Raw genomic sequence first — 12,617 nt, forward strand, 5'->3', positions numbered from 1 at the left:
GACAGGAGCAGGCATGAGCATCGACACGGCAACCGGCACGCGTATTCATGAGATTCTCGCCAGCACTCAACACAAGATCGAGCAGCTGCGCGCGGTGGCGCCCTATTTCATCGACCTGTCGTTACGGGAGAATCCGGTCGGCGCACGCGTAGGCCAGACCCTCGCGGACAAGCTGGCGATACTGCCCAAGATACGCGACTTCGGTTTTGACCGGATTCTGCTCGGCACGCTCGACTATTCGATGCCGGAGGAGCTGGAGGTTGATGACGACTTCATGCTCTACCTGCGCGATCATCAGATCGACACCACCGGTTGTTACGCCTTTACCGACATTGGGCTGGTGGACGAACAAGGCCACTTCACCCCTTCACCTTCCATGCTCAAGCTGCGCGACTACCAGGTACCCAACACACTGCACGAAATCTACCTGAGCAAGGATGGCATGGCCGGTCAGTACGATCTCGCCACGCTGGTACGCAGCCTGCCCGCCAGCATCGCCTGGCTGCAGCAGAACATCCGTGGCGACCACGGCGGCGCGCCGCGCATTCTGATCAACGTGGTAGACGGCTGCGATGCGCTGGCCGAAGACCCGGATATCGCCTGCGGTGTTTTTGCCATGCTGGCCCAACAGCCAATTGAAGGCCTCAGTATCGAAGATGATCGCGGGACCTACCTGCCCTTTCAGGTCGGTGCCTTTGTTGCGGCTATCCGCTGCGTGTTACCACCGCCGCTCAAACTGCTGGTGCACATGCACGCCGGTGGCGGATTCGAAAACGCCTCGGTGCTCGAAGCCCTGCTCAACGGTGCGGACGGCGCCTGGGGCGGCCTGCCCAAACGCGCGGCCATCATAGGGCACGCCTCCCTCGGCGAGCTGATCGCCAATCTGGTGCGCCTGGGTAATCCGCACATGGCTCAGCGCTATCAGCTTGATCAGTTGGTACCCCTGGCGACCAGCCTGCAAATTCTGGATGAAGAACAGCAAGTCCCGGACGACCTGCCTATCCTGGGTTACAACGCCTATCGCTTACCTTTGAGCTTCTTCCGCCAGCGCGCCGACCGCTTCATGGATCTGGTGCCCGAAGCCATAGGCGGTAGCTACCGTTATCGCATCTGCCCGGTGGTCAGTGATCCGGCGGTAATAGCCGGGCGCCTGTGCGAAGTAACCGGCGAGCCTGCTGTCAGCTTCGCGCAGGATGTGCTGCAGCAAATGGTGCGTCTGATGCGCCGCGAGTTGCGTGCGGGTGAGCGAATTGTCTATGACCAGCCCGCCGAGCTGCTGGCGCTTTACGCTCGGGCGGGCGGCAGCGTGGAGAGGCTTGCCCACTGACATAAGTGATAGCTGACGGTCTGAAAGCACTTACCAGCCAGTCGGCACGACTTGGAAATGCAGGCTGATCTGTGAGCCCGTTCCTGCAACAGATCTACTGCACTATGAAAAACCGCGGCGTGCATTGTGCTCTGCCCCCTATACCCAGAGTTGAAGGACCATGACAGACATCCGTCGAGAAATAGAAAAGGACAGCGCGGTCTACAAGACGCTACTGGAATCCACCAAAGCCATTCCCTGGAAAATCGACTGGGCAAGCATGCAGTTCGCTTATATCGGCCCGCAGATCGAAGCCCTGCTGGGCTGGACTCAGGATAGCTGGATCAGTGTCAACGACTGGTCTGACCGCATGCATCCCGAAGACCGCGAGTGGGTAGTCAATTTCTGCGTCTCGCAGTCACAATCCGGCATAGATCACGAAGCCGACTACCGCGCCCTGACCAGCGACGGCAACTACGTGTGGATTCGCGACGTAGTGCATGTGGTCCGCAATGACGACGGCGAAGTGGAAGCCCTGATCGGCTTCATGTTCGACATCAGCGAACGCAAGCAGACGGAAGAAAAGCTGCTCAGCCTGCAGAAAGAACTGGAGGAGCTGTCTTTCAAGGACGGCCTGACGGGCGTCGCCAACCGTCGCATGTTCGACTCCATCCTGCAGTTGGAGTGGACCAATGCCAGGCGCACCGGCCAACCGCTATCGGTCATCATGATTGATATCGACTACTTCAAGCAGTACAACGATCATTACGGTCACCTCAAGGGTGACGATTGCCTGAAACGCGTGGCCAAGGCGCTGAACGCAGCCGCCGCACGTTCGCGAGACTTCCTGGCGCGCTATGGCGGCGAAGAATTTGTCCTGGTATTGCCCGAAACCGATGCAGTGGCAGCAGAGCGGGTCGCCGAACGTTGCCGCAACCTGGTCTTCAAGGAGCAGATCGCGCACAACGCCTCGGATGTCAGCCAGATACTGACCATCAGCATGGGCCTGGGCACCCTGGTACCCAGTCAGAAAGACGAAACTCGGGCTTTCATGGACGCCGTGGATCGCAACCTCTACCTGGCCAAACAAGGCGGCCGCAACCGACTGGTCAGCGGTCTGGACTGACCAGAAGCCAATGCTCCTACGCCGGCTGGAACACCAACCACCCGGCGTACAAGCCCAGCAGCAGAAACCCGAGGGCGGTAACCCGGCGTATCCAGACCAGCGGTAGCTTGTCGGCTGCAGCGTTACCTAGCAGGACCACAGGCACGTTGGCCAGCAGCATGCCCAGGGTTGTGCCCAATACTACCCACACATAAGCATCGAACTGCGCCGCCAGAACCACGGTCGCAATCTGCGTCTTGTCTCCCATCTCTGCCAGAAAGAACGCCACCAGCGTGGCCAGGAATGCGCCGTAACGGCTGACGGGAGGCGCGTCATCCTCATCCAGCTTGTCGGGCACCAGGGTCCAGGCTGCCACTGCCAGAAAGGACACAGCCAGTATGCCGTGCTGCCACCGATCGCTGAGCATATCGGCCACCACTTGCCCCACCGCGCCGGCGAGGGCGTGATTGACTATGGTGGCAACGAGAATGCCCCAGATAATCGGCCAGGGTCGGCGAAAACGCGCAGCCAGCAGCAAGGCCAGCAGTTGGGTTTTGTCGCCGATCTCAGCCAGCGTAACAATCCCGGTTGAAACAAAGAAAGCTTCCACGGATTTTCCAACGGAGGGCGGGTCAGACATACCAATGACATACAGACACCCCCGCCCTCGGCTGGTGTTCGTATGTCATAGGTCTCGTCAAACCCGTGCCGCGCGGAGCGGCTGAGGTTTGCGAACGCCATGATCTGCGGATCAATTATGTTGACGTTCGCCAATGGAAGGCAGGCTTCCGGAGAGACTACTCCCCTAAGACGGCGGCAAATTTACCAGCATCGTCGCGTTCAGGCAACTGAAAATCAGCCAGGTGCGACGGCGCAATAGACCTTGAAACGATTATTTTCACGCAACACCTGACAGGGCCCGATGTGCTCTTCGATCAGCGGTGGATAACGCAGAAAGCCGTTGGCCACGATGCGCAGCTCGCCGCGCGGTGCCAGATTGCGGGTTACCTGGTTGAAGAAGCGCTCGGCAATGCTGGTGTCCTGACGGATACCAGTATGGAAGGGTGGGTTGCTGATGACCGCTGCATAACGCCCGTGCACTTCACTCAAGCCATCGGAGGCATACACCTGCGCCTGCACGCCATTAAGTTGCAGCGACTGTTGCGCGCAGTAAAGCGCCAACGCATCCACATCCACCAGTTCGAACTGACTGTCCGGGTTGCGTCGCGCCAGCGCGATAGACAGCACGCCAGAACCGCAACCGAAATCCAGCACCTTGCCACTGGGTAGCGCTTTGCCTTCGTCCAATAGCAGTTCACTGCCCTCATCCAGACGACCGTGGCTGAACACCCCAGGCAGACTGAGCAATTGAATTTGCTGATCACTCAACTGCAGCTCATAGCGCTGCTGCCAGTCTTCCAGCCTGAACGGCGGCGCGGTGCGATCAGTGACCACGCGCCAGAGTTGGCAATGCCGCGCGGAATCCAGCTTCTCTGGCTCTGCGCCGTAGCGTCCAAGCAACCGCTCGGCGCGGGTGATTCCGCCCTTCTTTTCGCCAACCAAATAGATCGGCTTGCCCAGCGCCAGCAGGGGCGCCACCTGCGCCAGTGCATACTCTGCGCGCTCGATGGCCTTGGGCATCAGCACGATGGCCGCATCCAGCGCCTCGACCTCAGGACACAGGTGGGAAAATACCAGTCGCTCGGCAGGTACCTGCCCGGTCAGGCCGTGGGCCACGGCAAAATCCCAACTCCACAAGGTCCAGTCTGCCTGCAGGCTGCGGGTAAGACTGTCAGCCGTGGGATTGACCAGCAGCAGCCGCTGGCCGGCAAACAACTCGGCACTGCGTTCGAGAATCTGACTGGTATTGTCCATCGGTTGCTCCTGGCGGTCTGCGTGCGCGCTGCGCAAAAGGCGCATTGTAAGCGCAGTGGCAAGGAGCCGAAACCCGTAACTACTTTCGCGGCTTGGCCCGCCGCGTGGGTTCCGCCTGCAGCGGATCATCGGGCCAATAGTTAAAATTAATGTCAAACCGTATAAACGGTTGACATAGCTTAAAGCCACAAGGAATAACGACTAGCGAAATTTATTTGTGGTGAAGGTTGACACCCTGTATTCGATTGTTAGCTTGACAATTTTTGACGGAATTGACTCGTCGGTTGACTAATCTGATGTCTATTAGGGGAAAGCGTTACTAGCAATCGGGGTAGGACCCATGTGAGCCGAGTCCGGCTCCTTGACGGGTGTAGTGGGCTAGTGGGCCAGGGGGAAGAGCGTAACCCGTTACCACACTGGCCGCAGTCTAAGAGGGTCCGAAACCTGCTGCCGGCCTGCCCGAGTAGCAAGGCACTCGCACGCCGTACTGCGCCGGTGCCAGCCCCCGCGCAGCCTATCCACCGTCCGCAGGCGTTTTCATAGTACAGATGCCAACCTCTGCGACACGACTCTCAGCGCTTTTGGCGGCAAGTCTTGGTTTTCTTCCTCCCAGCCTACTTAGCAAGTGGCACCCCTCGGGCCTTAAGCATCTTTTCTTCATCGACATCCAGCTCTGGCGCAAAGAAGATTGAGCTCTCGGACATCGGACGATCGAAATACCTGAAGCGCAGGTGCTTGCCCATCAACTTCAACTGGATGGGCATCTCTAAATAATCAAGCAACTCTTTTGCAGTAGGCCGCTTACCTGTCCAAAGCGTATGAATAGTCTGCTTGTTTACCTTCTTGCCATTCTGCAAACTGAAGCTAGAGATGGTGCTCTCCGTGAAGAACTTGCCCAACGCCGACCAATCCGAAATGTAGACGCCATCCACAGGATCCCTGGAGTAGGTCATGGAGTTCAGCATCACGGGCGCCAGGGTCAAGTCATCGAGCTTTCTGTGGAACAGCGATTCAACTACGTCAGGGCGCTCTCTCAGGCCGCGCACCAGACGCTTGATTTGTTCGACGTTCTCGTCAATCAACTCAGAATAGCGAAACGCTTGGACTGCATTGTTACTCGACAACAAGTTGTTCTTGCACTCGATGAGCAGCAGGGTGTCATCAACCAATACCAGGGCGTCGTATTCATACTCGGCACCATCAATCGTGAACTTCGTAAATTTGCACGGGTATCCCCATTTTACGAAGCTCGAAACGACGCGGCTCTCAAACCCCTTGCCCTTCTTGTCGAACTGGGTCTTGAGAGAGCTCAACCTTGAAAACAGCACGTTGGTCACGTCGCAGGTTTTAAGCACATTGGCAAGCACGGTGTACTTGCCATCTTCCGATTGAATCAAAGGCGAGTCATACAGGTCGCGACTATCCTGTCCGAAGGTCAGATGATGGATAAGGGTCTGGATGCACTCTTCCGGAAGCTTGTAGTTGAGGAACCCTTGCTCAATCTCAATTTTTTCGAACGTAACCAGGCAGGAGTCGTCTTGCTTCGCCGCGGCGATCAGCCCTAGCGCACAGTATCCTCGCACCCACTCTCGCAGGGTCAGTCCGTGGAAGCGCTCTTGGTCCTCGAAAACATCATAGGCAAGGATCTCTGATAGCTTCGCAAGCGAAATGCCTTCCTCCTCAGAGACAAAGCCTGCGGTCAACGCAGGCACTGCCGCGCCTTCCTTCATGACGGTTCCATGTAATGCGGTTCCATTCGTCATCAACATCGTATTCTGCATCGCCCAGGTGTGCAGCCTGCGGTTGGCCATGAAATCGTAAGCTTCGACCTCGGTCAGCTGGCGATAGAAGAAGATGGGATCTGGGAACTTGGTATGGTATGCCGCCGGGAAGCGGTCAAAAGATACTTTCGCTTCCTGCGCGCTCCCGACTTCACCACCGAAAAATAGAGTCCGGTTTGCGGCATTCTCTAGGGCGTTCCACGACACCGCATACAGCTGGATTGAGCCAGCTTTGTACAGATGGTCGTCGTTAATCGCGGGTATTGGGGGGGCCACCAGCTTGTCATCGTGAAGCAGCTTTTGCTCGAAGGAGAGCATCTTTAATGTCAAACTGAGCGCCTCTACGATGCCTCCATAAGCCGCGTCGATATTCACCATTTCGCCATGTTCAAGCTGAGCCATCAATGCTTCAGGAATCTCAGTCGAAATACCCGCCTTAAGCTTCGCTTCAAGCTTTCCCCACTCCTTACTTACGGCTCTATCGAGCCGAGCCAACTCACGCGACGCGCGCTCGACATGACTCCAGAATTGAATGTCTTCAGGAAATTGGGAGATGTCGCATTTTGGCAAAGAACTCCGAATCTCGTCGAAGCATTCCTCTATTTTTTTGATCTTTTCGTTGATTCATTGGCATACGAACGTATCGAATCGTGCTCACCCAACATGACGGATGAACCCAGAAGCGCGTCGTAGAACTTGTTCCTTTTGGAGCGATTGCCCCGTATCTGATATGCACCTGGTTGCGCCATCTTCTCGTCTAGAACGGCAGCCACCTCATCTGTTCCCATTTCCTTTAGGGCTTCTAACGCCGCGGAAAGGTCGAACTTTTCGATGGCTTCTTTCAATCGCTTCCGCGTCTCTTTTTGGGTGGCACTCATCAATCTTCCTTAATCCTCAATCGTACTGACAAATGGGGCCCCATCGTCCTAGAATGCCAGTTCTTCTCCTGACACTTCGTTCAGCAGCTCCTAACGTAGAGCGTCAGATGGTTCGACAAAAATTTCACCTCGCCCACCTATTCGTCGACAGTAGCGATTTTCATGTTCTTGCACATGCTGCGAACACATCTGACAGCGGCGGCCTAGATCAAGCTGTCGCTATCCGGCCAATAGGAGACATTGAGTTGGCCTGAAAGGTCTTGCTCGTAGCGGGCGACGAAGAGCTGCTCACCGTTATGTACGAACCACGTCTTTTTAGCTCAAAACGGCGGTTGACGATCCAATATCAAATAGTACAGAGGAAGAACTAACCAACGTTTCCTCACGCTGTTACGGCGATGCTACTGGCCGGGTAAATAGTTCCTTCGGAAGCTGGGAGCAGCTTTTTATTGCTCAGGGATGAAATGGTGCTCTAAGGTCTTTAGTAAGGAAATATCGCCGACTGATTTGGCAGCCTGACGAATGTCCTCGGGACCAACTACGATCAGGTCAAACTTGGCGCTGTTCGCAACGCGTGTTTTTTCGATCCGATGCTGAGCCTCGGGAGACAAAACTCCACTCGTCCAGAGCTCAAACTGTGGCTTTGGCTTTACCCACTGACTAATGTGCTGCAGGTGGTGTCTGACCCGCTTGATACGGGTAGTAAGCCACAGGCCGATCTCATCATCACTTACTAGTTTGCCCGGCCCCATCCCCTTGCACTCGATAAGCCGAGCAGCTATTCCATCTTTTACAGCCCATACATCTACCTCAGCTGCTCCATCTTCACCTGCGCAGACTTTGTTGAGCTGTACCTCCCCAGGGAAAGTCTTCCGAACGACTTCTGCAACGAGCAGCTCGAAGAAAGCACCTCTCATATTACCTAGAGCCCCTTCAAGCTTCCCAAGCTTTGTAATGACATCGTCGAGCTTCGCGGAGTGCAGCATCCCTTGTAAAGCATCGGTGAGAACCTTGATCAAATCGTGAAACGACTCAGCTATGTCTTTCCCAAAAAGAGACTCTGGTGTCGCGGGAATGACACCCGCCGTTCTAAGCTCGGCAAATGCATCTTTGTCGAAACGTTGCCCGACCATGATGAACATAACGCGTCCAACGTTCTTCAATGCTTGAAGTGTTTTCATTTTGTGAAGGAAGGGTTTAATGGCGCTCACGCTGACACTGTCGACCAGAAGAACATCACACGCGACGAAACCAGGTTTGGCGTCGCCTTGGCGCCGTTCAGCCAGAGCAGTGCTGTAGCTGGGCGCGCTGAGATCCCAATAGAATGTACCGACTCTGGGCAACTGTTCATCAGCAGAGCCTCGGAACGTGACGCTGTTGTAGCTTGCGATAGCTAGATTCCGTAGCCACTCCTTCATGCTGTTGAGGAGCACGGACTCTGCTACCAAGCGCGCACGGACACCTGCCGAAATCGTACTCAAATCTGGATTGATGCGCATCTGCCTGGTCATCACGCACGGCCCCATCCCGGGCTGGACGCTTACCTCTAAGACGCCAGCGTCCGTAAGACGCTTAAGGACAGCACTCGAGGCGATGTGTCGTTTTTGGGCAATAGGCGAGCCACACGCGATATGAAAGTGATGGACCGGAACTACCTCACGGCAGAGAACTGCGGCCAATGCAAGCGCGTAGGAGCCCTCGATAGAGAATATCGCTGCGTAGAGGCTCTCCCAGTAATCATTTGTCGCGTACTGGTGTTTGAGATAAACGAATGCCGCTCCGCGCGCGAAAGGCAAGCTGCTAAGTCGTCGCACATCCGTTGGAGCACGGCTTATGCGCTGGCGAGCGGCACTAGGAGAGAGGCCATGCTTCTCAATCAGGTGACCCGCCAGCTGAGTGCTTAAGCAAGGTCCCAGCTCCTCCAGCGCATTGATGATCATGTGATCCCTCTACGTGATGTCACAGAGCGCTATTTATAATATAAATCAACCCTACACGGAATGGTAAAAACACAGCCTTCGAATTATTACTTATAAATCAATTATTTAGGCGATAGTAAGCTTCGAAATTGGGAAGTCATCTGTCACAGCGAAAAAAATCAGCTTGTTAAGCTCCCCCTGCAGGGCTGCGAGAGTCTCCAAATATGAGCCCGTCTTACAGCCAAGCGCTCACTTATTCCTCAGAACGCAGGACCGATGCCAAGAGCACTAACCCGCAAGTTCTCAGGGCATGGACGCGGCGTCTTGGTAAGGTTATCAGGTGGAGAAACGCATAGAGTGAATGCCACCACATGAGGCATATCGACTCCCCGCACTATCCCATACGGAATTTCGGCTGACCGTGTTTCCTGCCCTTCATCAACGATGAATATCCACATCCGATGGCAGCTTTTGTGTGATGCTACCGCCATGTGCTTCACGCCGCACCTCATTGCCGACTCGATATGTCAAGGCAACCTGGACTTTGACAGCAGTCGGTCCAGCCTCGAGGATGGTGATACGACTGGAGCGATCTATGATACCGAGCGAGCCGTCATTTCGGTATTACATCGCCTGATTGCTAGCGGTGGATACGTAGATGCGCGATTTGTTCCTGCTTTGCCTTCAAAGAAGCTACCTCCCCCTCTCTCTGGCCAACATTTCTGACTCACCCATGGTGGCATCGGCCACCGCTCCATGTAGCGACCCCCGCCTTATGCACAGGCCGGGACAGATCATTGAAGGAGTGGGTTGTGGTTCACAAGATCAAGGGGTTGTATGACCAGGGCCGAGGCCTGTCGGTCCGAGCGATCAGTCGTGAGTTACGCTGCCAGCGCAGTCACGAGTATTCCGGCGACAGTGATGACCGCGGCGCTTACACCTAGCAACCAATTCCTCTGCGTTTTTCTTCTTTCGTACTCAAATATTAACCAGTTGTACGGAGTTTCTTTGTCGTACCCGACGAACTGGGACTCCCTTATGGCGTTTATCAGCCGCGCGGTTTTAATTTTCTTGATCGTTTTGTCGTTCCTTGTCCCAAGGTTTATATATACATCTTGTGCATCAGAGCTTAGACCTTCCCAGTTTGGCATTGAAAACTCCTACTTGGCGGGGCCAGATTTACACTTAACGCCCGCAGCATGCGCGGCTTTGTAATGGGGGCGTAGCGGCAATGAAAAGCGGTCGCTGTGTTTGCGATTGTTAACCATCAGCACATACTTTCTGGGCAGATACGCGTCAGAAGGCCGACCAGAACTGCGATGGCAAGTGATGCGACAGAAACAAACCCATATGCTTTTTCGGCTCCCCGCCTGTGTGATTCATGAATTCGATTACCCTGGACGAGCAAACAGGTGAAACACACACTGACGATGGCTGCATACGCAACTACGCGAAGCGAGGACTCGAATAGTAGAATGGCTAGCGTGGGTATAAGAAAAAAGGTCGGCTGGAAAGGGCTATTGGCACTACCTCCGGTGTTTGCTACCAGCACAGTGGTGATTGCGATATTTATGAGAAAAACTATCAATGTCGCCGTTCTGTCTGGTACTCCTGCAAATGCGGTGTTCTGGAATAGACCCAACCATAGAGACGACATGGAGTGTGCGAGAACCAGCGTTGCTACGGACACGAGCAACAGAGTCAGTATTAGCCAGCTGTATTCGGACTGGATGGGCTCTCCTCGAAAAATAGCAGTTCGGGATTGATGCGCACGCATGATAGTGGCTGCCACAAACATGAGGACACCAAGCAGAACCTGAGACAGCAAGGCGCCAGTGATGATTGTTGCTGGGTTCACGTCCTCTCCCTATGAAGGCAAACGTTCGATTTAACAGGTAATTGCGACAATCGCAACTTGAGAAGAAGAGGGGTTGAGCTGACAGACTGGAAAGGACGGCTCCGCGCGCTCTACTTCGGCAAGACGTCAAAGTGAAAAATCTTGAAATCGTCATAGCCGTGATACGCGTGATGCTGGCGCGGGCTTCGTATTCTTAGGTGGAGCTCCTTGAGTTTGCCTATGTGGTTCTCTTGGATGGGAATCACTAATGCGTTCGTCGCGCTCCATTCACAATTACCGGATGGATGCCAGTTGTATCCGTACTCAAGTGGCCCCCCTAGCGGATCCGAAGCGGTGATGACCAGTTGAAGTTCATCGCCTACTCTTAGGAGCGGCCTAGTAGAGGGACGGAGTGATGCAGGCCATGCGTTGCCGGCTGAGTCGCGAATGCTCTCTATTCGGGGGAAATAATCCTCAGGAGTTTCCATTTTGCTCCGATATCTAACAATGCGGGCTCTAATGTCGCCAGCAATACCCTCGGCTAATTGTCGTTGAAAAGGCAACAGGTCTCGATTGTGCGCGTTAGGGTCGCGAAGGCGCTCCAATTCAGCCATCCACACCTCGATCCGTTTGCGTTCTCCCAGAATAGGGGTAAACAGTTCCCAGTTCTTCCTGAGGATATTCCAAAGATCGTGGAAGTCAGCGTAATAGAGGAGTCGTGGCTCCACCGCAGCCCCATCCTGCCTTTTGGCCTCGACTTCTCTCCTTTGCTCCCAGCGCTGAAGCCGGTCACCGGATACGCCAAGTTCCGACTCCCATTCGTTCGAATACCGCAGTCGCATGACCTCGTGAATAAGATCGCGAAGGGAGTTCTCAGTGTTGCGAATAGCCTGCGATACGTCCATATGTGTGCTGAGGCCTAGCAGTGATTATATCGAAAGCATGATTAATACGCGGCTAAACACTCCGCTCAGAATACGAGTTTTTACTCGCCAGATCCGTCAATTATGCATATTTTCCATCTTTCCTGCTCGACCTTAAGCCGAGCGCAATCTAAATCCAGTATAACTGGATCGCCCAGCGGCCGGTGCCACACAACAAATCACCGTGCTGGGGGGCGGGGATGCTTGTATGAGAAAAGAAAGGCATCCATGCCACCAAAGCGAGGACTGGGTGTGAACAGTTGTTAGCATAATGCTTTTTTTTGCGACGAATTGCCAAGGGCTTTGTGGGATGGCTGGTAAGGAGAGCAAACAATCGGGGCGGTGTCCTAAATTACAGCCGGATTTATCGACGCTCTCCCGCTTACGTCAGACTGTCACTACGTGACCGATTCGTTGCAGGCAAACGATGGTCGGCTAAATTTTTTAGGCAGTAAATGTCCGCCTTTGGCCGAAAGTAGCCTCTTACCAACGGCGGCTACCGGCCAAACCCTAAGTTGGGCGCTGTTAACTGCCTCACGTGTCGGAACGTAAATGCATATCCGGCAGTGATGGGCGGCCCGGATTGGTATAACCTGATACGGAGAAACCAGCTAAGGATTGGCATGGATACGGAAAAGGTTTTGCTTGAAACCTACAGGAAATGGAGCGACGAGACGCTCATCAGAGCGATGTCTACTTTTACGCGAGACGGAGGGGTTGCCCGCAAGCCGTATCTGCAAGCCCTCCGCGAGCGCGGCTTAGAATGCGAGAAGCCCGTCTCAACCTTACTAGGGAAAAGCTGACTGAATAGCTTCCAGCTTCCTAGACGCCACGGGGCACCTAGTTCTGGCCAACACTTGGCCGTCGCAACTGACGGCTATCGGCCGATTCTGTTGAAAAAGTAGCTCCCTTTACTGGCCTGCGGCAAAATATCTTCATTGGCCGGCGAGGGATCAAACAGCATGATGGGACAGTTACCGAGTGGACAGGCGC

The 12,617-nt window shown here is 54.7% G+C and carries 9 protein-coding genes and 1 riboswitch; of the genes, 2 read left to right on the forward strand and 7 right to left on the reverse strand.

Annotation, left to right across the window (positions count from 1 at the left end; all coding sequences use genetic code 11):
- Nucleotides 1-13 precede the first annotated feature (13 nt).
- Nucleotides 14-1,327: a hypothetical protein gene (locus tag V7756_RS17240; RefSeq protein WP_335611429.1), complete on the forward strand. Its 1,314-nt coding sequence runs from the start codon at nt 14-16 to the stop codon at nt 1,325-1,327.
- A 160-nt stretch (nt 1,328-1,487) separates the two neighbouring features.
- The gene (locus V7756_RS17245) at nt 1,488-2,432 is read left to right on the forward strand and encodes a GGDEF domain-containing protein (protein WP_335611430.1); all 945 of its coding nucleotides are present in this window, start codon (nt 1,488-1,490) and stop codon (nt 2,430-2,432) included.
- Nucleotides 2,433-2,448: 16 nt separating this feature from the next.
- On the opposite strand, the gene V7756_RS17250 is transcribed toward V7756_RS17245, so the two are convergent.
- From V7756_RS17250 to V7756_RS17280, 7 genes are all read right to left on the reverse strand, one after another.
- Nucleotides 2,449-3,021 (reverse strand): TMEM165/GDT1 family protein, encoded by a 573-nt coding sequence (locus V7756_RS17250; RefSeq protein ID WP_335611431.1) that lies wholly within the window; start codon nt 3,019-3,021, stop codon nt 2,449-2,451.
- Between the two features lie 89 nt (nt 3,022-3,110).
- A riboswitch (yybP-ykoY riboswitch) is annotated at nt 3,111-3,229 on the reverse strand.
- Nucleotides 3,230-3,266: 37 nt separating this feature from the next.
- Nucleotides 3,267-4,286, reverse strand: a complete 1,020-nt coding sequence (locus V7756_RS17255) for a class I SAM-dependent methyltransferase (protein WP_335611432.1) — start codon at nt 4,284-4,286, stop codon at nt 3,267-3,269.
- Between the two features lie 614 nt (nt 4,287-4,900).
- Nucleotides 4,901-6,637, reverse strand: coding sequence for a hypothetical protein (locus V7756_RS17260; RefSeq protein ID WP_335611433.1), 1,737 nt, complete (start codon nt 6,635-6,637; stop codon nt 4,901-4,903).
- Nucleotides 6,638-6,666: 29 nt separating this feature from the next.
- On the reverse strand, nt 6,667-6,945 hold the full coding sequence (locus tag V7756_RS17265; protein WP_335611434.1) for a hypothetical protein: 279 nt from the start codon (nt 6,943-6,945) through the stop codon (nt 6,667-6,669).
- Between the two features lie 446 nt (nt 6,946-7,391).
- Nucleotides 7,392-8,885: a hypothetical protein gene (locus V7756_RS17270; RefSeq protein WP_335611435.1), complete on the reverse strand. Its 1,494-nt coding sequence runs from the start codon at nt 8,883-8,885 to the stop codon at nt 7,392-7,394.
- A gap of 860 nt (nt 8,886-9,745) precedes the next feature.
- The gene (locus V7756_RS17275) at nt 9,746-10,015 is read right to left on the reverse strand and encodes a hypothetical protein (RefSeq protein ID WP_335611436.1); all 270 of its coding nucleotides are present in this window, start codon (nt 10,013-10,015) and stop codon (nt 9,746-9,748) included.
- An 817-nt stretch (nt 10,016-10,832) separates the two neighbouring features.
- On the reverse strand, nt 10,833-11,606 hold the full coding sequence (locus V7756_RS17280; RefSeq protein ID WP_335611437.1) for a Swt1 family HEPN domain-containing protein: 774 nt from the start codon (nt 11,604-11,606) through the stop codon (nt 10,833-10,835).
- Between the last annotated feature and the right edge of the window lie 1,011 nt (nt 11,607-12,617).

It is taken from the genome of Halopseudomonas sp., assembly GCF_036961105.1.
Lineage (GTDB): Bacteria > Pseudomonadota > Gammaproteobacteria > Pseudomonadales > Pseudomonadaceae > Halopseudomonas.